At 37.9% G+C, this 19,875-nt stretch carries 24 protein-coding genes; 18 read left to right on the top strand and 6 right to left on the bottom strand.

The features are described 5' to 3' along the window. Window positions 1-12 precede the first annotated feature (12 nt). The 5 genes from F4694_RS06680 to F4694_RS06660 all read left to right on the top strand — a co-directional run bounded on the left by F4694_RS06680 (window position 13) and on the right by F4694_RS06660 (window position 5,973). The gene (locus F4694_RS06680; RefSeq protein ID WP_179596153.1) at window positions 13-1,440 is read left to right on the top strand and encodes an aldehyde dehydrogenase family protein; all 1,428 of its coding nucleotides are present in this window, start codon (window positions 13-15) and stop codon (window positions 1,438-1,440) included. A gap of 383 nt (window positions 1,441-1,823) precedes the next feature. Then, on the top strand, window positions 1,824-2,678 hold the full coding sequence (gene ablB, locus F4694_RS06675) for a putative beta-lysine N-acetyltransferase (protein ID WP_179596150.1): 855 nt from the start codon (window positions 1,824-1,826) through the stop codon (window positions 2,676-2,678). 52 nt (window positions 2,679-2,730) lie between these two features. After that, window positions 2,731-4,116 (top strand): sigma-54 interaction domain-containing protein, encoded by a 1,386-nt coding sequence (locus tag F4694_RS06670; RefSeq protein ID WP_257029163.1) that lies wholly within the window; start codon window positions 2,731-2,733, stop codon window positions 4,114-4,116. A 133-nt stretch (window positions 4,117-4,249) separates the two neighbouring features. After that, a complete protein-coding gene (kamA, locus tag F4694_RS06665) occupies window positions 4,250-5,683 on the top strand; it encodes a lysine 2,3-aminomutase (RefSeq protein WP_179596146.1) in 1,434 nt (477 codons plus the stop codon). Between the two features lie 11 nt (window positions 5,684-5,694). Then, the gene (locus tag F4694_RS06660; RefSeq protein WP_179596144.1) at window positions 5,695-5,973 is read left to right on the top strand and encodes a YokU family protein; all 279 of its coding nucleotides are present in this window, start codon (window positions 5,695-5,697) and stop codon (window positions 5,971-5,973) included. 35 nt (window positions 5,974-6,008) lie between these two features. Here the strand turns inward: F4694_RS06660 and F4694_RS06655 are convergent, their stop codons facing one another. Next, complete coding sequence (locus F4694_RS06655; protein ID WP_179596142.1) at window positions 6,009-7,112, bottom strand: AI-2E family transporter; 1,104 nt, start codon at window positions 7,110-7,112, stop codon at window positions 6,009-6,011. A 115-nt stretch (window positions 7,113-7,227) separates the two neighbouring features. On the opposite strand from F4694_RS06655, the gene F4694_RS06650 reads away from it, so the two are divergent. Both F4694_RS06650 and F4694_RS06645 read left to right on the top strand, forming a co-directional pair. Beyond that, window positions 7,228-7,449, top strand: coding sequence for a YozE family protein (locus F4694_RS06650; RefSeq protein WP_308806323.1), 222 nt, complete (start codon window positions 7,228-7,230; stop codon window positions 7,447-7,449). Window positions 7,450-7,574: 125 nt separating this feature from the next. Then, window positions 7,575-8,285, top strand: coding sequence for a hypothetical protein (locus F4694_RS06645; RefSeq protein WP_179596138.1), 711 nt, complete (start codon window positions 7,575-7,577; stop codon window positions 8,283-8,285). A 10-nt stretch (window positions 8,286-8,295) separates the two neighbouring features. Here F4694_RS06645 and F4694_RS06640 read toward each other — a convergent pair whose 3' ends face one another. Further along, window positions 8,296-8,463, bottom strand: coding sequence for a hypothetical protein (locus F4694_RS06640; RefSeq protein ID WP_179596136.1), 168 nt, complete (start codon window positions 8,461-8,463; stop codon window positions 8,296-8,298). Between the two features lie 180 nt (window positions 8,464-8,643). On the opposite strand from F4694_RS06640, the gene F4694_RS06635 reads away from it, so the two are divergent. From F4694_RS06635 to F4694_RS06620, 4 genes are all read left to right on the top strand, one after another. Continuing rightward, window positions 8,644-8,817: a YozD family protein gene (locus F4694_RS06635; RefSeq protein WP_081954691.1), complete on the top strand. Its 174-nt coding sequence runs from the start codon at window positions 8,644-8,646 to the stop codon at window positions 8,815-8,817. Window positions 8,818-9,209: 392 nt separating this feature from the next. Then, window positions 9,210-9,974 (top strand): serine/threonine protein kinase, encoded by a 765-nt coding sequence (locus tag F4694_RS06630; RefSeq protein WP_179596134.1) that lies wholly within the window; start codon window positions 9,210-9,212, stop codon window positions 9,972-9,974. A 13-nt stretch (window positions 9,975-9,987) separates the two neighbouring features. Further along, entirely contained in the window at window positions 9,988-10,758 is a 771-nt protein-coding gene (locus F4694_RS06625) for a sporulation protein (RefSeq protein WP_179596132.1), read from the top strand. A 99-nt stretch (window positions 10,759-10,857) separates the two neighbouring features. Beyond that, on the top strand, window positions 10,858-11,166 hold the full coding sequence (locus F4694_RS06620) for a YodL domain-containing protein (RefSeq protein ID WP_179596130.1): 309 nt from the start codon (window positions 10,858-10,860) through the stop codon (window positions 11,164-11,166). Window positions 11,167-11,204: 38 nt separating this feature from the next. Here the strand turns inward: F4694_RS06620 and F4694_RS32075 are convergent, their stop codons facing one another. Next, on the bottom strand, window positions 11,205-11,333 hold the full coding sequence (locus tag F4694_RS32075; RefSeq protein ID WP_257029162.1) for a hypothetical protein: 129 nt from the start codon (window positions 11,331-11,333) through the stop codon (window positions 11,205-11,207). 157 nt (window positions 11,334-11,490) lie between these two features. On the opposite strand from F4694_RS32075, the gene deoD reads away from it, so the two are divergent. The 4 genes from deoD (at window position 11,491) to F4694_RS06600 (ending at window position 15,643) form a co-directional block, all read left to right on the top strand. After that, entirely contained in the window at window positions 11,491-12,195 is a 705-nt protein-coding gene (deoD, locus tag F4694_RS06615; RefSeq protein ID WP_179596128.1) for a purine-nucleoside phosphorylase, read from the top strand. Between the two features lie 105 nt (window positions 12,196-12,300). Continuing rightward, on the top strand, window positions 12,301-13,098 hold the full coding sequence (locus tag F4694_RS06610; protein WP_179596126.1) for a M15 family metallopeptidase: 798 nt from the start codon (window positions 12,301-12,303) through the stop codon (window positions 13,096-13,098). A gap of 144 nt (window positions 13,099-13,242) precedes the next feature. Then, window positions 13,243-14,739, top strand: coding sequence for a lmo1851 family serine protease (locus F4694_RS06605; protein WP_179596124.1), 1,497 nt, complete (start codon window positions 13,243-13,245; stop codon window positions 14,737-14,739). 112 nt (window positions 14,740-14,851) lie between these two features. Continuing rightward, window positions 14,852-15,643, top strand: coding sequence for an LCP family protein (locus F4694_RS06600; protein WP_179596122.1), 792 nt, complete (start codon window positions 14,852-14,854; stop codon window positions 15,641-15,643). Between the two features lie 38 nt (window positions 15,644-15,681). Here the strand turns inward: F4694_RS06600 and F4694_RS06595 are convergent, their stop codons facing one another. After that, window positions 15,682-16,392, bottom strand: coding sequence for an AlbA family DNA-binding domain-containing protein (locus tag F4694_RS06595; RefSeq protein WP_179596119.1), 711 nt, complete (start codon window positions 16,390-16,392; stop codon window positions 15,682-15,684). A 116-nt stretch (window positions 16,393-16,508) separates the two neighbouring features. Between F4694_RS06595 and F4694_RS06590 the strand changes: the two genes are divergently transcribed. Together F4694_RS06590 and F4694_RS06585 are read left to right on the top strand one after the other, a co-directional pair. Beyond that, complete coding sequence (locus F4694_RS06590; RefSeq protein ID WP_179596117.1) at window positions 16,509-17,450, top strand: CobW family GTP-binding protein; 942 nt, start codon at window positions 16,509-16,511, stop codon at window positions 17,448-17,450. Between the two features lie 62 nt (window positions 17,451-17,512). Continuing rightward, window positions 17,513-18,334, top strand: a complete 822-nt coding sequence (locus F4694_RS06585) for a hypothetical protein (RefSeq protein ID WP_179596115.1) — start codon at window positions 17,513-17,515, stop codon at window positions 18,332-18,334. A gap of 47 nt (window positions 18,335-18,381) precedes the next feature. On the opposite strand, the gene F4694_RS06580 is transcribed toward F4694_RS06585, so the two are convergent. Beyond that, entirely contained in the window at window positions 18,382-18,624 is a 243-nt protein-coding gene (locus F4694_RS06580; RefSeq protein WP_179596113.1) for a DNA alkylation repair protein, read from the bottom strand. 177 nt (window positions 18,625-18,801) lie between these two features. On the opposite strand from F4694_RS06580, the gene F4694_RS06575 reads away from it, so the two are divergent. After that, on the top strand, window positions 18,802-19,251 hold the full coding sequence (locus tag F4694_RS06575) for a FixH family protein (RefSeq protein WP_179596112.1): 450 nt from the start codon (window positions 18,802-18,804) through the stop codon (window positions 19,249-19,251). 97 nt (window positions 19,252-19,348) lie between these two features. Here the strand turns inward: F4694_RS06575 and F4694_RS06570 are convergent, their stop codons facing one another. Next, entirely contained in the window at window positions 19,349-19,813 is a 465-nt protein-coding gene (locus tag F4694_RS06570) for an Hsp20/alpha crystallin family protein (protein WP_179596111.1), read from the bottom strand. Window positions 19,814-19,875 lie beyond the last annotated feature (62 nt).

Raw genomic sequence — 19,875 nt, 5'->3', positions numbered from 1 at the left:
GGAGGGATTGGGATGAAGATGAAGAAAGACTTATGGATAGGCGGCGAATATCGAAGTGCTTCTTCCTATATGGAGCTGAAAAATCCATTTAACTTGGAGAGCCTTGCACAGATAGGTATTGCCAGCCATGAGGATGTGCAGGCAGCAATAGCTGCCGCCGAACAAGCTCAAGTAAAAATGGCAGAACTGCCTGCCTTTGAACGGGCAGAAATACTGGAAAAAGTAGTACAATTTCTTAAGGATGACCGTGAAGAATGTGCAAGAATCATCGCGTTGGAGGCGGCAAAACCACTAAAAGCAGCTAGAACGGAAGTAGACCGAACGATTATGACCTATACCTTCGCTGCCCATGAAGCGAGAAAAATTCATGGTGAAACCGTGCCAATGGACGCTGCTCCTGGTGGGCAGGGGAGGCTCGCTTTTACAGTCCGGGAACCCTTGGGTGTCATAGCAGCCATCACTCCGTTTAATTTCCCTATGAACCTAGTTGCCCATAAAGTAGGGCCGGCAATTGCAGCCGGAAATAGTGTGATTCTAAAACCTGCAAGTCAAACGCCATTATCTGCTTATAAGATAGCTGAATATTTTCACCGTGCAGGGCTGCCTGCTGGTGCACTTAATGTCATTACCGGAAGCGGCCGCAGTATTGGTGATATACTAATGAAAGATGAACGTATCAAAATGATTACCTTTACGGGGAGTCCTGAAGTGGGGCGCTATATCCGTGAAAATTCGGGATTAAAACGGGTAACACTAGAATTAGGGTCAAATTCGGCATTGATTGTCGATGAAGGAGTAGGTTTAGATCAAGTCATCCCTAGGATTGTCAATGGAGCCTTTGCCTATCAAGGTCAGGTTTGTATTTCCATTCAAAGGATATTTGTTCATGAAAACATATTTGAGACTTTTGTGAAACAGTTCGTAAGTGAAACGCAAAAGTTGAAGGCTGGAAATCCATTAGAGGAAGATACGGACATTTCAGCGATGATTACTCGTTTTGATGTACAGAGGACACAAAGCTGGGTTGATGAAGCTGTCAAGAATGGCGCTGAATTGAGGCTGGGCGGCGGAGCGGAAGAAGGAATTTTCCAGCCAACTGTTCTTGTAAATGTTCCAACTACCGAAAAGATAAGTTGTGAAGAAGTATTTGCTCCTGTAGTTCATATTAATACATTCACTGAATTTAATGAAGCGATCAATTTGGTGAATGATTCAAAATATGGGCTTCAAGCAGGAATTTTTACGAATGATATTCATAAAGCACTTCAAGCAGCAAAAAAACTTGAGGTAGGCGGTGTCATGATAAATGAAATCCCTACATTTCGAGTTGACCAAATGCCATATGGCGGGGTAAAAATGAGCGGAATGGGCCGAGAAGGCATTAAATATGCGGTTGAAGAAATGACTGAACTAAAGCTGATTAGCTTTAAAACAGTGTAGAAGAAAATGTCTGGCTGATTTCCAGTCAGGCATTTTTTGTAAATGGGTAATTGGCATTGGGGGATTCAGTGTTTGGATTCAGCTATACACCAACCAAACACATAGGTTTACGAAGCTTGAACTAGAGGTTTATTCGAGGAGAATGGTCCTCATAAAGGGTTCATGAAGCCCAAAAAGTAAGAGAAAGAGAGGAAATGGTCCTCATGAAGGGTTCATGAAGCCCAAAATGAAAGAGAGTGAGAGGAAATGGTCCTCATGAAGGGTTCATGAAGCCCAAAATGAAAGAGAGTGAGAGGAAATGGTCCTTATGAAGGGTGTGAAGCCCAGGCGAATATGTGCACATGAACTTTGTTTAAAACTAGAATACGAATGGAGTGTCGGGGATGAATCAAAGTGCTTCCACCATTCATATTGAGGAAGATAGATTATATTTAGAGGCTTATCTTGATCCCTTTAATAAAAGAATCCGGATTGACGATTATCGCGGTAATACTCAACTAGTGCTGGAAAAAGCGGAGGAGTTAGCACACATGCACCACGTCGAAAAATTAATTATGAAAGTACGGTCAGAAGATTTTTTACACCTATTAGAGAAGGGTTTACAGCCGGAAGCTGTAGTGGATCGATATTTTCTCGGATCTGATGCCCATTTTTTTTCGAAGTTTTATACAGTGGAACGAAAGAAAAATGATCATTGGATTACAGAGGACGGAATGATTCACAGCATTTATCAATTAGATAGCAGCTTCGATAAACCCTATCCGACGAAGGAGTATGAATCAAAGAAAGCAGATGAATCTTGTGCAGAAGAGCTTTCGGGGTTATACCGCGAAGTGTTTCAAATATACCCCACACCGTTACATGACCCAGATTATGTTAAAAAGACCATGAAGGAAGGGACCGTTTATTACGTTTTCTTTCATCAGGGGAAAATTGTCAGTGCTGCATCTGCTGAAGTAAATTCATTTTATAAAAATGCTGAATTAACAGATTGTGCAACCTTAAAGGAACACAGAAAATATGGGTTAATGAAAATTATTCTCCGGGAGCTAGAGGGTGAGCTTAAACAGCAGGGAGTATACTGTGCGTATTCGATAGCAAGGAGTTTATCCTTTGGAATGAATGCGGTGTTATACCAGCTCGGATATAAGTATCGCGGCAGGCTAATGAATAACTGCTATATTTATGACAAGCTTGAGAATATGAATATGTGGGTAAAGAATCTGGCAAATGGCTAATTTTTCGGCTCTATGTGCTGAATTTTTGGCACCCCTAAAGCGAGGTGAAGTATTGGTGCAATTAACTGCGTTAACGCAGGAAGTTCTTTCAGCTATCCTGAAAACCATCGATGAAGGAATCCATGTGGTCGATACAGAAGGTAAAACCATTTTCTATAATGAGGTAGCAGCAAGGCTTGATGGAATGAATGTCAAGGAGGTTCAGGGTAAAGACCTGCTGGACGTTTTTCCTTCCTTAACTGAGAATTCAAGTACGCTGCTCAGGGTAATTAAAACGGGCAAACCTATCTATAATCAGACACAGGTTTATGTAAACATCCATGGAGCAAGAATTGATACCATAAATACCACACTTCCTATTTTTGTGGATAAACAAATTATTGGTGCGGTTGAGATTGCAAAAGATTATACTCGGTTGAAGCAGCTATCAGAAAGTCTATTAGATTTACAAAAAAATGTGAATAAAAATAATAAGAAAAAAATAGCGAAAAACATCAAATATACTTTAGATGATTTAAAAACAATTAATCCGATATTCCAGAGCCTGAAGGACGAAGCTAAAAAGCTGGCAAAATTAGACTCTCCCATTCTTGTATACGGAGAAAGCGGTACAGGAAAGGAATTATTTGTGCAAGGTGTTCATCACGAATCCCTTCGCGGGGAAGGACCGTTCATTGCTCAAAACTGTGCAGCCATCCCAGAAACATTGCTTGAAAGCATTCTTTTTGGCACTGCAAAAGGGAGCTACACAGGAGCTGTTGAAAGAAAAGGTCTTTTTGAGTTGGCAGATGGAGGAACATTGTTTCTCGATGAGCTTCATACCATGCCGATTGAGCTACAGGCAAAGTTATTGCGTGTCTTAGAGGATGGGATCATAAGAAGGGTTGGAAGCTCACAAAATATTTCCGTTGATGTACGTATCATTGCAGCCATGAATGTCCACCCAAATACAGCGCTTCAGAATCAAAAGCTACGCTCTGACCTGTATTACCGCCTAAATGTGTTTACTTTTTCACTGCTCCCTCTTAGAGAACGGAAAGAGGATATCCAGTTGCTGACCCAATATTTTATTGCGTTTTTTAATAAGTCATTGCAGAAAAAGATTAATGGAGTCGAGCAAAAAGTAAAAGGTCTCTTTTTGGATCATCCTTGGCCAGGGAATGTAAGAGAGCTGAAGCATACGATTGAATACATGATGAATGTTTGCGATGACGAAATCTTGGAAGTGAAAGACCTCCCCATTATGATGAAACAGCTTGCAGCAGGGAATGAAAATAGTGACAACAATTTATCTCTAAGAAAAAATCTCGAAGAACTAGAAAAAAAACTGATCCACACTGCACTCGACCTATCAACTGGAAATGTCAAACAAGCAGCCGAGCTGTTAGAAATTCCAAGGCAAACCTTACAATATAAGATCAAAAAGCTACGAGAATAACTGCCGAAAAATCGGCGTTTTTTTTTGAAATCATCACTTAAAAATCTATAATATTGTAACCTTACCCGGACTAAGTGCATTGGCATAGTTCTTGCATAATATCTTAGTAAAGTAGGGTAAGGAGGAAATACAAATGAAACAGACATTATACAAGCCAAATAGGCATTGGAAAGATATAGAGCTATGGAAAGATGTAAGCGAGGAGCAATGGAATGATTGGCTGTGGCAGCTCACCAATACCATCCGTACACTAGACGATTTAAAAAAGGTAATCAATTTAACCCCAGATGAAGAAGAAGGCGTTAGAATTTCAACAAAGACAATCCCGCTAAATATAACACCGTATTATGCTTCACTAATGAACCCGGATGACCCACGCTGCCCAATACGGATGCAGTCTGTTCCAATATCTAAAGAAATCCATAAAACAAAATACGATCTTGAGGACCCATTGTATGAGGATGAAGATTCACCAGTTCCGGGATTAACACACCGGTATCCAGATCGCGTTCTGTTTCTCGTCACCAATCAATGCTCGATGTATTGCCGTTATTGTACAAGGAGACGCTTCTCGGGACAAATCGGAATGGGGGTTCCAAAGAAACAGCTGGATGCGGCCATTAACTATATCCGTCAAACACCGCAAGTTCGAGATGTATTAATATCTGGCGGTGATGGTCTTCTTATTAATGATAATATCCTAGAATATATATTGAAAAACCTTCGTGAAATTGACCATGTAGAAATCATTCGAATTGGAACACGAGCACCTGTAGTATTTCCTCAGAGGATTACGGAGGACCTTTGTAACATTTTAAAAAAATATCATCCAATTTGGTTGAATACTCATTTTAATACATCCATTGAAATAACAGAAGAGTCTAAAAAGGCTTGTGAAATGTTAGCGAACGCAGGTGTCCCAGTCGGGAACCAATCGGTCATCCTTGCCGGTATTAACGACAGTGTTCCAATTATGAAAAAGCTCATGCATGATCTCGTGAAAATTCGTGTACGACCATATTATATTTATCAATGTGATTTGTCCGAAGGAATTGGTCATTTCCGGGCACCTGTTTCTAAAGGTCTAGAAATTATCGAAGGATTGCGTGGTCATACTAGTGGCTATGCGGTACCAACTTTTGTCTTGGATGGTCCTGGCGGCGGCGGGAAAATTTCACTTCAGCCCAATTATTTAATTTCACAAAGTGCAGAAAAGGTTGTTCTCAGGAACTTTGAAGGCGTCATTACCTCGTATCCTGAACCAGAAAATTATAAGCCTGGAACAGCAGAGGCTTATTTTAAAGAGGTTTACCCAGATATGGAGGAGAAACGATCCAATATCGGGATAGCAGGAATTATGAATGACCAGCATTTTAATCTTGTTCCAGAGGGTCTAACAAGACTAAATCGTCGTAAAGAATACATTCAAAATCCTAACCATTCCACACTCAAGGACAAACGAAGTAAACGTGATGAATTGAAGGAAAAGAAATTCCAGGCATTGCAGAATAAACCAGCCTCTGCTGAAAAAAATGAGTCTGATGGGAAGCAGCCTCAGGAAGAATAGAGGGATCCAATATGGAATTATTATGTGAATGGTGTGGTCAGGCGGCCGAAAAAGGAGAGAATACCGTCTATTGGGAGCTGCCAGACGGCACTAGAGCGATTCAGATTACAGAAACGCCGGCAGTTGCTTGCGAGGATTGTAAGATGGTATATCAAACTGATGAGATTATTAAGAAAATTGAGGATCAATTATTTTTGATTGATACGAAAAAAATAGGAAAATGTATCAGTTATGAGGAGTTAATGGCTCTTCCGAGACTTTTAAAGAGGAATTATTTTGACTTTTCATAATCAAAACCCCTATCTGCTGATAGGGGTTAATTTTATCATTCTGTTTGGATGGATTTGGCAGCATTTTTTCTTGCTCTTAAAAATTTAACCAGGTTTAATACAATGGTCTTCATGACTGCGTAAAATGGAATAGCGAGTACCATTCCTAGCACGCCGGCTAAATTTCCAGCAGCCAGTAAAATAATAATAATCGTTGCTGGATGGGTGTCTAGGCTTTTTCCAAGAATAAGCGGTGATAATACATTGCCTTCAATCTGCTGCGCGATGAGAATCACTATAATTACTAATAATGCTTTCGTAGGTGAATCAAATAAAGCTACGATGACGGCTGGTGCTCCTCCAAGAATTGGGCCGATATAAGGAATAATGTTGGTAAATGCTACGATTAAGGCCATGACGAGTGCAAATGGTAAATCAATGATCAGGTACCCGATAAATGCAAGTGTACCCACTGCCAAAGCTACAGTCACCTGTCCCTGAATATATGCAGAAAGAGTCTCCCCTGTCTCTTTCAAAATCGATAGTCCTTCCTCCCTGTACGCAGTTGGAAGAAATTTCGAGATAGCTGTAGGGAACTTGTGCCCATCTTTAAACATATAGAACAATAAAAAAGGAACCGTAACGAGAATAATCGCAATATTGGTAATAACACCAAGGATGTTCGTAATGCTGCCAGTAATCGCGTTTGGCAGGGTATTGGCGAATTCTATAAGCCTTGTCTGTATAGTCTCAAGAATATCCTTTTGCTCATCCATGATCCATTTAAATTCAGATGATTTCATAACACTGTCAATAAATTTCATGGTTTTGTCTGCATATACTGGAAGTTCGTTAGCAAGTGCGGTAAATTGTTTTGTAATAGCAGGAATTAGGTTTCCAATCGCAAGTACACATAGGAGTATAAAGACAACATAAATGATAATGATGGCCAATAGCCTGGGAACTTTATGACGCTGCAAGAAATTGACAACTGGATTAAGTAAAAAGTAAAGAAAGCCCGTAATCAGAATGGGGAAAAAGATGGTTGAAAAAAAGATTCCGATTGGTTCAAATAAGAAGGATATCTTAGTTGAAACCCAAATGATGGTTAAAATTAACAAGACCTGAATTAACCAGTATTGAAATTTTTTCTTTGCCAATGTATGTACCTCTGTTTCTTTATATATTTGGTAAAATTATATCAAATCTTACTCTGTTATAGTATCTTTAAGTTAATTCAATTTTTGTCACAGGATAGAAAGGCGCTAAGTTATGATTAAATCATTTTATCACTTCTTAATGAAATACCGGCACCCGGAACCAAAGGATGCCATCAGTGTGTTTGCAAATGAGGCTTTTTTGGACCATAGCTTCCCAAAAACATCGGAAGACTACCATGAGCTCAGTTCATACCTTGAATTTAATGGTCATTATCTAGAGTCCATGACTATATTTGATGAAGCCTGGGATCTTTATTTGCTATCTGAAAGTAATTGAATTTATGTAATTCCCTTTAAATCGTCTCTCGAAAAAGAGGCGATTTTTCTTTTATCCGTTGTGAGCGATACTTCGAATGGTGCATATACTATTGTAATCAAAATTCACGACTCATCATTGAGAGGATGGAGGATATGAAAAGAAGGAATATACCGAAGTATAAGGTCGGTGATACGGTCGTGATAACGATGTATGGTACAGTTGGCAAAGTAACAGATGTCAAGTTGATTGACGGAAATTATGTATATGAAGTGAATAAAAGTGATGGTCTTTTTGTTGAATCAGGACTACAGCTTCTTTCAGAATACGAAGGAACTTTGGTGGAACAGGAACAAATTGATATCGAATATAAATTCTTTTTCGGTGATTTAGTACAGGTCGCTGGATATGGCTCCGATTTGTTTAAAATTGTCGGGTTTCGAACAGAAATTTGGCGCTACAAAGAAGATGCATGGGAAGATGTTATCTACGAACTATCAAGGATTAGTGACGGGGAATGGCTAGAAGCTGGTGAAGAGGAAATGACACTCGTTGCAGACGCTGAGAGTGCGGATACTTTTATTCAAAAGTTAGGGCTTCTTTACCTAGTAAATAATGAAGAGAAGCAGCAGGTGGCAATTTCAAAAACACAAAAAAACATCGTGAGAAAAGCAGAACTTGAAGAAATTGAACGAAAAAAGGAAAAGAAACAGCTAATCGATAATTTATTAGACATTTTTAATGATTACAAAATTCTATATAACATGTTCAACGATCAGGAGTATTATCAAGTTATGCGAGTCATTCTTAGAAAATTAAAAAGTGTCGTAAATGACGATGGTAAAAGCCATGTCTAGCTTTTACATTTTACCAAGTGGAAATGGACACTAGTAAGTAAATAACTAAAGGAATCCCACCCCATTTTATTAGAAAAAAAAGACCGTCTAAAATCTTCTCAAAGGCAGTGATGATTAATCCATCCTCCTGATTTACATCTTCCAAAATAGCTTCAAATTTTGCTTGTAGATTTGACATACGATCACCTCATAATAGTTCTTTTTATTCATCCTATGCTTGTCCTACGAAAAAAAGACATATTTATTCTTTTATTTTGCTCTCTATGTTTAAGCTGTAGAATATTTACCGATTCTTCTAGAAGTAAATAGCATGAATGAGCAGAAATCATCATACATTCTGTAAAAAGGGGGCGATGCTATGAGAGAAATTGAAGTATTTATTGATACGGAAGAAATTGCTGAATTTTTCTTTCATGAGCTGGTGAAAAGAGGATACGTTCCTACGGAAGAAGAATTGGAAGAAATCGCTGATATCACCTTCGAGTATCTCATCGAGAAAAGTATTATCGACGAAGAAGTAGAAGATGAATAGGTAAAATACCACGATAATTTATTCATCTTTATAATAAGAAGTAACGAAAGACGAGCATTTGAATCTGCTCGCTTTTTGTTTGCGAAAATTTTTCTTATTATTTTCTTTAATGGGTGAAACTTTCCTATTTCTTTCTCGTATTACATACAACGAGGCTAAGGAGGAATGATGATGCTAAAAAAGATTTTAAAGTCAATTCTAGGAAGTAAATCTCATCATCAAAAATATTCACATTCAAGTAATGCCTGGAAAAAAATGAACCATCAGAAACATAAACACTTGGGCCACAAACACTACAAAAAGAAGCATAAAAGTGGCAGTTCCTTTTCGAGCTTTTTTAGCAGTTAGATACTTATATGTTTAAAAGAATCACTTTATTAGCGGCTAACATAATGGAAAGCCGATTTCAGCAAAATGAAATCATAGCTCAGCGATATAAGGTATTGAACCTTCTTGGCACGGGAAGTTACGGAAACAGCTACTTAGTGTTTGATCTATTGTCACAACAAAAGAAAGTGTTAAAAGCGTTGCGAATCCATAAAAGAATTAAAAAGTCAGGGAGAAACACATTCGAGATTGAAAAAAAGCTGCTTCTTTCAATTAATCACCCTGGATTTCCAAAATACTTCGAGGATGGCACACATAAAAATATCCCATTTTATACGATGGAATTTATTGAAGGGAAGAATTTTGAACAGCTAATTTTTCAAGATGGCCATAAGTATTCAGAAGTAGAGGCATTCAAAATAGCCCTTGATGTACTAGCACTCATCAACTATTTACATGAACAGCGGCTAATTCACCGAGATATAAGGATTCCCAATGTAATTACAAATGGTTCTGAGATTGCACTCATTGATTTAGGACTCGCAAGGAAATGGGATGATCAAGGTATTAATGAACTCAATAAAACAAAAAGAAATATACGAAAAGAGATCAATCCGCAGGCAGACTTTTATGGTCTTGGGCATTTTTTGCTGTTTTTACTCTACTCTAACTATTCTTTTCCAAAAAATAAGAAGGAAAGCAGTTGGGAAGAAGAATTGGAGATATCTCATCTTTCGAAGCACATTATAAGCAGGCTTTTACAAATAGAAGATTGCTATGAAAGCTGTGAACAAGTAAAGTCCGATATGAAAATATTAATTGGGAATTAAGGAGGAAAATAGGATGTCTTTTTTTGACAAAGTATTTGCTAGTGTAGGTATTGGTTCTGCTACGGTTGACACAAAGCTTGAGAGGGATACGTACACGCCAGGGGAAACGGTTAACGGTGTAGTAGAAATCAAAGGTGGAAAGGTAGACCAGCAGGTAGATGATATATATTTATCATTAAATACTACCTATTTGAAAGAGTCAGATGATAAAAAGTATAATGTTACAGCTACTATCGATCGTTTTCGAATTACCAGCCCATTTACAATTGGAAAAAATGAAAGAAAGGAAATACCTTTTTCCTTCCAGCTTCCACTAGACACGCCGCTGTCAATTGGAAGGTCTAAAATCTGGGTTACGACAGGTTTAGACATTAAAAATGCAGTGGATCCTGGCGATAAAGACTATATACAAGTTGTACCGAATCCTTTAATGAATGCCATCTTTAATGCCGTTGACGGTCTTGGATTCCGTTTGCGTGAGGCGGATTGTGAAGAAGCTTCATACAAAGTACGCGGTCGACTGCCATTTGTACAAGAATTTGAATATGTTCCGACTTCCGGACCTTTCCGTGGAAGATTAGATGAACTTGAAGTAGTATTGCGACCGTCTGGAAATGGTGCAATTGAATTACTTTTTCAGGTTGATCGTCGTGCTCGTGGATTGGGAGGACTATTTGCAGAAGCAGCAGGTTTGGATGAAACCAATGTAAGATTAACGGTTACATCCGCAGATATTCCAAATCTTCAGCAGCAAATTCACAGTGTTATTCAGAGATTTTCTTAATCGTCGACAAAAAAAGACGAAATTCTCTGAAGGATTCTTCTATGTTCATCTCTAATTATTAAAGTAATGACAATTATTTTAATGATTGGAGGGGATAAGATGATCAAGGCTATAACAAGAAGAGCTAATATACAATATGATGTGACAATCTTTCAAACTCCAAAGTACAGAGAATACAAAGGGTACAAACAAGTTTTTCGTACCTTTATTCGTGCGGGAAACCACGAAAATTGTTTGGAAGAAACATTTAGTCTCTTTAATGTTACCGATCGAATACCATCGAATTATAAGGGAAGATTTCTCACGACTGGAGATATCGTATTAATTGATGAAGGTCGCCGAGGACAGCATTATTATCAACTAAAGCCAGGCGGTTGGCAGCCTATAAATCGAATTCATATACGTTAAGAAAACCTAAGGAGAAATTCCTTAGGTTTTGTTGTCGTTTAATGCTTTCTTCCGCCAGCAGCGCTATTTTCTTTTGCGTGTGCTTCATGTTCTGCTATGATTGCCTCGGGTGGAACGTGATTATTTTTCTTTGGGCGATTTGTTTGTGCCCTATGCTTTTTTCCCATAATGTAATGAACCTCCTTTGGTTAATCTAAAAATAGCTTCCCACAAATTTAAAAAATCATGACCCTTTCAAGTTAAGGTTTTTCAATCGAAAATGGATATGATATATTGACAAGTGTGAGGTTAGGACTTCACTTAAATGATTGGAGGATTTATTTTATGAGTGTACATATTGGTGCGAAGGAAAATGAAATTGCAGAAACGGTATTGTTGCCTGGAGATCCACTAAGGGCTAAATATATTGCAGAAACCTTCTTAGAAGATGCAAAATGCTATAACGAAGTAAGGAATATGTTTGGTTTTACTGGTACGTATAAAGGAAAAAGAATCTCAGTACAAGGAACTGGAATGGGAGTTCCATCTATCTCCATTTATGTGAACGAATTAATGAACAGCTACAATGTTCAAAATTTAATCCGTGTCGGCACTTGTGGTGCGATCCAAAAGGATGTAAAAGTACGCGATGTGATTTTAGCGATGACAAGTTCAACTGATTCTAACATGAATCGTATGACCTTTGGAGGCGTAGATTTTGCTCCTTGTGCTAACTTTGATTTGCTCAGAAAGGCCTATGATGCAGGTGTGGAAAAAGGTTTAAATCTAAAAGTAGGCAACATTTTTACAGCAGACTCTTTCTACAATGACAATGCTGAACTTGAAAAATGGGCTAAGTATCAGATCCTGGCTATTGAGATGGAAACAACCGCTTTATATACATTAGCTGCTAAATTTAACCGCAGAGCATTATCCGTTTTAACTGTAAGTGACCATATTTTAACGGGTGAAGAGACAACTGCTGAAGAGAGACAATTAACATTTAACGATATGATTGAAGTTGCATTAGAAGCAGCAACAAAAGAATAAGACTATTGACCTCTTTCGCTTAATGAAAGGGGTTTTCTTATTGACCTTTTTGGTAAAAATAGATATAGTGCATAAAGGATGAAGAAAGATAGATAGGTGAGAGTTATGGTATGGAAAAATGTATTATTGATTGGTTCTATGACTGTACTATTAAGTAGTTGCAGTCAAATCAATTCACTATTAAATAAGATCCCGTTCACTGCAAATGATTCTGGTAATAGCCATGAACAAAAAGAAGAAACACAGATAAATGATCCCCTTAGTTTAGAATCGATTTTTTTCAATGATATTAAAGAGGTTGATGGAAAAAACGTCATTCAGAATTCTACTAATGTTATGGCATTGGTTAATAAAGAGTTTTACCTTCCGGATGATTATATTCCTCAGGATCTTGTTAAACCAGATGTTGAGTTCTCATTTGGTGATGTGGATACAGAGAAAAGCTTAATGAGAGAAGAAGCTGCAACAGCTTTAGAGAATATGTTTTCTACTGCTCAGAACAGCGGGATTGAGCTTTATGCCGTTTCCGGTTACCGCTCTTATAACCGGCAACAACAATTGTTTAATGCAGAAATAAATAGAGTTGGGATTGAAAAAGCTGAACAAGCTGTAGCAATACCAGGTGCGAGTGAACACCAATCGGGATTAGCTATGGATATTTCGAGCAAATCCAATAAATTCTACTTAAATGAAGCCTTCGCCAATACAACAGAAGGAATATGGCTGAAGGATAACGCCCATCGCTTTGGATTTATTCTAAGGTATCCGAAAGAGAAAATCGATATTACCAATTATATGTACGAGCCATGGCATTTTCGCTATGTTGGAGTGAAGGCTGCAACGATTATGTACGAGCATAATTGGACATTAGAAGAGTATTTTAATGAAGTAAAGAAAATGTAGAACATAAAGCACGGCACCCCTTTGGCAGGTTGTGCCTGCTTTTTTTAAAGAGCCTTTTATAATGATAACTTTTCTTTGTTAATTTTTAATAAAAGATGTTATTCTAATCACTAAGGGCTAGTTTTACATAATATTTTTTCGACAATGAAAGTGGTGAAGGCTTTGGATGAACAAAATGTTGAACAAGAACATACCGAACAAGAACAAGTAACAGATAAAAAAACGGGATATGTGCACATTAAGAAATTTCACTTTATATTGATACTTTTCTTCCTTGTATTACTATCTACTGGAATAACAACATTCGCTCTATCATTCGGAGAAGAAAAAGTTATTACAGTGGGAACAGAAAGGTCAGAGTTTGATAAACTTTACGCAGCCTACGATACATTAAAAAGCGGATATTTTGAGGAACTTGACCAGAAAAAACTGATCAATGGGGCTATTGATGGGATGGTAAAGGCACTTGATGATCCATATACAGACTATATGAGTGTGGAGGAAGCAGAAAACTTTCATAGCTCTATCAATTCATCTTTCCAAGGAATCGGTGCTGAAATCCAAGAGAAAGATGGCCATATTACCATTGTTTCACCAATTAAAGGATCACCAGCAGAAAAAGCGGGATTGAAACCGAATGATATCATCACGTCAGTAGATGGCAAAAGCCTGCAAGGGATGACTTCGAGTGAAGCGGTGACCATCATTCGTGGTAAAAAAGGTACAAAAGTTGAGTTGACCATCCAACGGCCAGGAACGGATGCCCCTGTTAAGGTTCCGATTATTCGCGATGATATTCCGATTGAAACGGTTTATGGTGAGATGGTTGGTGATGGAATCGCTAAGGTTCAAGTTACTAGTTTCTCTACCAATACGTCAAAAGACCTTGCGGCAAAGTTAAATGAACTTCAGAAAGAAGGTATGAAAGGCTTAGTCTTGGATCTACGTCAAAACCCGGGTGGATTATTAGATGAAGCTATTAGTATATCGAGTATGTTTGTTCCAAAAGGGAAGTTGATATTGAAAGTAGAAGATCGTAATGGAAAGACGCAGGAATATCCTTCACAAAATGATGGAAACTCTGACTTCCCGCTGGTTGTTTTAATTGATAAAGGCAGTGCCAGTGCGTCAGAAATTCTGGCCGCAGCAGTAAGTGAATCTGCCGGAGTAAAGCTTGTAGGTGAAACCTCCTTTGGTAAAGGTACCGTTCAAACAGCCAAGGATTTCCCTGATAAATCAAATATTAAATTTACAACAGCTAAATGGCTGACTCCAAATGGAAATTGGATTCATAAAAAGGGGATTAAGCCTGATATCGAAGTTCCGCTTCCTGAGTATGCTTCTTTACCAATTATAAACCCAGATAAAGAGCTGAAGCTATCTAGCTCTTCAACCGAGGTTGAATCCGCACAGAAAATGCTTAAAGCGATTGGTTTTGATCCTGGTCGGGAAGATGGATTCTTTGATGAAAAAACCCAAGCAGCTGTAAGCAGTTTCCAAGCGGCTAATAATTTACCTGCTGATGGCGTTTTAAAAGGGGATTCCACTATCAAATTAATGGAAAAACTGAGAGAAATGATTGAAACCAATGATACTCAGCTGCAAAAGGCAGTGGAAGTGCTAAAAGAGGAAATGAAATAATGAAGAGGTCTGGACCATTTGGTTCAGGCTTTTTTGTGTGAAGAAAGTATAATCTTATCCTGTTTTTCCGACAATGGAGATGAAATAAACGGATATTAGGTGAACTTTAAATATGAAAAAATTAATCATTGCCGTAATAGTCCTATCGCTTTTCGGATTTGGTCCGTTAAAGTCTTTTTTTCAGAGTGGTACAGAAAATGACGGGGAAGGAAAAAAGAGTATCCCCATCCTAGAAAAATTAAAGGACTCATCAAAAAGTGAAGCGAAGGTTGAAACCTATCTTATTATGGAAAAGAGGACAGAATCTGCTTCATCCAATACAGAACCAGGAATGCTTTTAAAATATGATAAAGCTAAGAAAAAAATCGAATATGGGACGATCTTGCTTCCTATGATTGAACAAGATGATGAAATAGACGAGCTGAAAAGTTCGGTTAAAGAAAAATATCAAGTAGAGATTGATTATTGTGTCCTCTTTGATTCGAATAGTATAGGTACTGTCATCGATTTGCTTGCACCAAATGGTGTTGAAATGACCAAAGGGGGGCATTTAGCTGGTGAAGCCCAAACACTTAAGGGCCAGGATTTTGTTTGGTATTTGGAGCAGCTAAAGATGAATCCTAGTTCCTCAAACGAATTATCTCAGATATTTATGGTCTTAAAACAAGGAATCATCAATGAAATATCGCCAGAAAAAATACTTACTCTAGCTCCGCAAATCGTTAATGAGACTTTAAAGAGTGTCACTACTGACATTGGTAAAGGAAAATTAATGGATTTAGGATTATCTGTGTTGATAGACCCTGTTACTTCAATTGAACAAATAAACATAGTGGCGGTTAATCAAAGAGGTGAGTTTGAAAAGGTAAATAAAATGTTGGAAGATGAACAAGAGTTATATTAAGCACAAACAAAAAAGTGTATGATTCATTCTCCTTGTTCTCAATTTTCGGGAAGGATATCTAATAATTGCCGAATTCTTTCTTTTTTACGTTCTATCAATTCTGCAATAAATTGCCCATATTCGCTGTCTTTTTGTGAGGTCATCTCTTCATATAGTTCCTTTAACTGGTCAAGGTGCTCTTTTAGGGTATATTCATTCACGCCAGAACCTCCAGACTGTACTTTGCGAAGGATGATTTCAACGAGCTTGTCATTGGTTGCCTCTAGTGATTTTGTTCCTTGTCTGACATAAATGGCGCCATAACGAAGCTCGTTTCGTTGAACAACCGAAGTATAGGGAACATATTTTGGATCATATTCAATAATGAGTACCTGAAACCGTTTATTGCACAAGGCTGGTTGATCTTTATTATAATGAAAATCTTCTGTCCGATATTTTAAGTATTTTGGCAATAAATTGGCCAGTTTGTTGTCAATATCTGCTTTATCTAAGAAGTCAACTTCGTTTAGGCCAGTTAATGCAATAGCACCCTCATCATTTTGACTGATACCGACTATAATACAGCCTCCACCCGAATTTGCGATCGCAAGAACATGTTTTGCCATCTTAGAAAATTCTGTCCATTTGGTTTTAAAGTCTAGAAAATCCGTTTCTCCCGTATTGTGAAGCAGCAGGTCCTTTAACGATTCATGTGAAGGATTCTTAATGAAATGCAGGAGACTTTTTGGGTAGACATACTCATAGATCATGAGGAATAGTCCTTTCTGAATATTCTTTTTACTACTATTATAAGCGGTTTGTATCTAGTTGTTAGCCCAATTTCAGATATAATAAAAGGAATATCAGATGAATAGAGGTAAGCAGTATGCACAACACTGAGGTTTATATATTATCAGGTTTTTTGGGAAGCGGGAAAACGACTCTTTTGAAGCGATTACTTGAGAATGAGCGTTTATTAGGCAGAAAAACGGCTGTCATGATGAATGAACTGGGGAAGGTCTCGATTGATTCTGAAGTCGCTCGAGATGAGGATATCGCTTTGAAAGAACTGTTAGGAGGCTGTATCTGCTGTTCGATTCAGGATAAACTTGAAGCGCAGCTGCAGGGCTTATTAATAAATGAAAAGCCAGAAGTCATTTATATCGAAACAACGGGTGCCGCACACCCCGTTGAAGTTCTAGACGCCATTCTTTCACCATTATTTGCCGATCAATTTACGATAAAAGGCATTGTAACGACAGTAGATGGATTAAGATGGAGGGATAGGAAAGCGGTAGGACCTCAGCTTCAACAGTTACTTCTTGAGCAGGTCAGACATGCGGATTTCATTTTGATGAATAAAATGGATGAACTGTCAGAATCTGAGCAGGCAAAAATTATTTTTGAAATCCAGGGAATCAATCCGGTGGCACGTTGTTTATTCACTAATTTTTCACAGGTTGCAATCGATGAATTGAGAAAACTAACCTTATCATTTGATAAAAAAACGAGTTCATCATTTTCTAAAAAGGCCCTTAATTTAACAACCTTTGTTTATCAATTTCAAGGGCCAATAAGCCATGTAGAATTCGAGGAATTTCTGATGGATTTACCAGAGATGATTTATCGGATCAAAGGATATGTGAAATTTGACGCTTCATCAAAACCATATCTCTTTCAGTACTCATACGGAATGCCTTTTTATATGAAGGAGGAAATGAACTTACCCTTAAATCTAGTGTTAATTGGTGAAAATATTTATTGGTCAGAGATCGAAGCGAAGCTCAAAAAACTTGAAAATGACTTCAAAATTCAAACAGAAAAATGAATGAACATTTCTTCTTCAGGTAACTCTTTAAATGTAGTTATTTTCATTAAAAGGGGGATTAGATGAAGAGTAAAACAGTTATTGTGATGGTGATTCTTTTCCTCCTATATGGTCAAGGGATTCATGCTGCCACAAATGTTAGTTACAAAATTGAAATGCTGCCATGGGAAGAAGTTAATGAAATTTTGCCAAAGTATTCAAAGTTTACCGTCCTGGATATTGAAACCGGGAAGAAGTTTAAAGTTCAAAGACGTGCGGGAAGTCATCATGCCGACGTACAGCCATTGACACCAAAAGATACCAAGGTTATGAAAAAAATCTACGGTGGAAAATGGAGCTGGAAACGGCGGGCCATCATTGTGATTAGTAAGGACCAATGGATTGCAGGATCCATGCACGGTATGCCTCATGGCGCAGGGGCTTTAAAAAATAACTTTCCTGGACACTTTTGTATCCACTTTTACGGAAGTACGACCCATCGAACCAATGCGATGGACCTCTCGCATATGTTGATGATTTTTAAGGCTTCAGGAAAGCTGGGGGAGTACTTAAGTAAGGCATCGCCTTATGAAACAGTTCAAGCATATATTGCTGGTTTAAAACAGCAGGATGTGTTTATTTCCAGGTTAATCAGCGCACAAAAGATTAATTGGGTGCCTGTTTTAGGTAAAATTGACAACGTTAGAATAACAAGAATGCCAGTATTACCGGCCGAAGATTTAAGACAGGAAATAAGCATGGATGTACCAGTGGAAATTGACTGGTTTATAAAAAATAGAGGAAGGCAGCACTATAGTGGCGAAATCCATTTAATGCGTTTTTCAACGATGGAAGCCTGGAAGATAGATTCTGACTCGTTCTTGAAAGAAAATCATTTAAAATAACATGAAAAAACACCTTTACTCCTAATAAGAAAAGGTGTTTTTTCATGTTAAGCTTGTTGGCCAAATTTAATGAACGTTCTCTCGTCCTCAATTAAGCCGCAGGAAGCGCATTGAATTCGATAATCTGGTCCGTTATAAGGCAGATGGAACGGTTCTAATTCATTCTGACTATATTCTCTGATGACCTCACCGGATAGTGGGTCTAGTTTTACAGACTGGGATACTTGTTGGATAATATTGAAACGACTTCGATTGGTTTTACAATTAGGGCATTTATATGGTGTAGACATGGATATCTCCTTCCAAGGATAGTTTTATTTATTTTTTGCAATAATGTCCGAAAGTATGTAACAATGCAATTGAGGAGATTACAGAACACCTAGTCAACAACCTGAAAAACGAAGCAAAGTATCACTCATCCGTTTGCACAATGGTGTTTTGGAGCAATTAATAAAGGAGAGTTAACCATGAAAAAATTCTTATTTATAATTCTTATCATAGCATCTGTATTGAGTATCAGTGCATGCAATAATAAAGATAAAAAAGCTGATGAGCTGCCTGAGTTTGTAGAGGTGGATTTGAAGGTTAACCCTGAAAAGGGAAAAGTTAATGAGCCGATGGTTTTTGAAGCAAAAGTAACCCAAGGAGATGAAAATGTTGAAGATGCCGAGGAGGTCACCTTTGAAATTTGGCGTTCCAAAGATGAAAAACACGAAAAAATCAAAGTAGAACATACTGCAGAAGGAATCTATCGTTTAGAAAAATCATTTCAGCAAGACGGGACATATTACATCATTTCTCACGTTACCGCAAGAGACATGCATAACATGCCTAAAAAAGTATTCGTTGTTGGAACACCAAGTGAACCAGAAGATCCAAGTGAATCGAAGCATGATATGAATATGGAAGGGCATTAAGAACAAAACCTGCAGCGCCTTAATCCCGAGGGCTTGGCGCTGCAGCTAGTTTAAAAAGGGAAAGACGGCTTAGTATTTGTATGCTGTCTTTCCCTTTTTAGATTTCTGTAACATCGATTTGAGAATATTGAATGTCATGTGATTTTATTAATTTAATCTCGAGTATTCCATCTTTATATTTTGCAGTAGATCCTTTCTTTTTTACCATTGCTGGAAGCTTAATCGAATGTTTATCATCTCGCTTTGGTATATGCTCCACCATCAACTGGTTAGCCGTATGATATATCTGCAAATCTTTAAGGTGAGATTCCTCTTTAATTGGGATCCTGACAAAAACAGCATCATGTGTTTCAAAGGCTGAAGCGTTCAATGAATTTGCCTGCTGAGAGGGTTGGGGGCGAAAATGATTGACGAAATCATGAGCATTTAAGGTGCTTTCGGATTGAGCGGGCATGACGTTACCCAAAATCCCTTTGATAAATTGATCAATTTCATCAGGTTTCATTTGCTGAAGCTTATTCTTCATATCTTTATTAAACGGAAAAAAATTAAACGGGAACATACACTCCCCACCTTTCAGCACACTGAGCATTGATACCTTATTCTATGCAGCATAGGCTGATA

The sequence above is a fragment of the Neobacillus driksii genome, assembly GCF_013409995.1.
In the GTDB taxonomy this organism is placed as follows: Bacteria; Bacillota; Bacilli; order Bacillales; family Cytobacillaceae; genus Neobacillus; species Neobacillus driksii.
This window is presented reverse-complemented; position numbering and strand designations above follow the sequence as displayed.

Bases quoted from the DNA above. Each gene is read 5' to 3' on its own strand.
- F4694_RS06600 (WP_179596122.1), top strand. From the start codon at position 14,852: ATGAAAAAATTAATCATTGCCGTAATAGTCCTATCGCTTTTCGGATTT.
- F4694_RS06605 (WP_179596124.1), top strand. From the start codon at position 13,243: ATGAAAGTGGTGAAGGCTTTGGATGAACAAAATGTTGAACAAGAACAT.
- F4694_RS06620 (WP_179596130.1), top strand. From the start codon at position 10,858: ATGATCAAGGCTATAACAAGAAGAGCTAATATACAATATGATGTGACA.
- ablB (WP_179596150.1), top strand. From the start codon at position 1,824: ATGAATCAAAGTGCTTCCACCATTCATATTGAGGAAGATAGATTATAT.
- F4694_RS06575 (WP_179596112.1), top strand. From the start codon at position 18,802: ATGAAAAAATTCTTATTTATAATTCTTATCATAGCATCTGTATTGAGT.
- F4694_RS06610 (WP_179596126.1), top strand. From the start codon at position 12,301: ATGGTATGGAAAAATGTATTATTGATTGGTTCTATGACTGTACTATTA.
- F4694_RS06640 (WP_179596136.1), bottom strand. From the start codon at position 8,463: ATGTCAAATCTACAAGCAAAATTTGAAGCTATTTTGGAAGATGTAAAT.
- F4694_RS06630 (WP_179596134.1), top strand. From the start codon at position 9,210: ATGGAAAGCCGATTTCAGCAAAATGAAATCATAGCTCAGCGATATAAG.
- F4694_RS06645 (WP_179596138.1), top strand. From the start codon at position 7,575: ATGGAGGATATGAAAAGAAGGAATATACCGAAGTATAAGGTCGGTGAT.
- F4694_RS06580 (WP_179596113.1), bottom strand. From the start codon at position 18,624: ATGTCTACACCATATAAATGCCCTAATTGTAAAACCAATCGAAGTCGT.
- F4694_RS06625 (WP_179596132.1), top strand. From the start codon at position 9,988: ATGTCTTTTTTTGACAAAGTATTTGCTAGTGTAGGTATTGGTTCTGCT.
- F4694_RS06635 (WP_081954691.1), top strand. From the start codon at position 8,644: ATGAGAGAAATTGAAGTATTTATTGATACGGAAGAAATTGCTGAATTT.
- F4694_RS06680 (WP_179596153.1), top strand. From the start codon at position 13: ATGAAGATGAAGAAAGACTTATGGATAGGCGGCGAATATCGAAGTGCT.
- kamA (WP_179596146.1), top strand. From the start codon at position 4,250: ATGAAACAGACATTATACAAGCCAAATAGGCATTGGAAAGATATAGAG.
- deoD (WP_179596128.1), top strand. From the start codon at position 11,491: ATGAGTGTACATATTGGTGCGAAGGAAAATGAAATTGCAGAAACGGTA.
- F4694_RS06590 (WP_179596117.1), top strand. From the start codon at position 16,509: ATGCACAACACTGAGGTTTATATATTATCAGGTTTTTTGGGAAGCGGG.
- F4694_RS06570 (WP_179596111.1), bottom strand. From the start codon at position 19,813: ATGTTCCCGTTTAATTTTTTTCCGTTTAATAAAGATATGAAGAATAAG.
- F4694_RS06595 (WP_179596119.1), bottom strand. From the start codon at position 16,392: ATGATCTATGAGTATGTCTACCCAAAAAGTCTCCTGCATTTCATTAAG.
- F4694_RS32075 (WP_257029162.1), bottom strand. From the start codon at position 11,333: ATGGGAAAAAAGCATAGGGCACAAACAAATCGCCCAAAGAAAAATAAT.
- F4694_RS06585 (WP_179596115.1), top strand. From the start codon at position 17,513: ATGAAGAGTAAAACAGTTATTGTGATGGTGATTCTTTTCCTCCTATAT.
- F4694_RS06660 (WP_179596144.1), top strand. From the start codon at position 5,695: ATGGAATTATTATGTGAATGGTGTGGTCAGGCGGCCGAAAAAGGAGAG.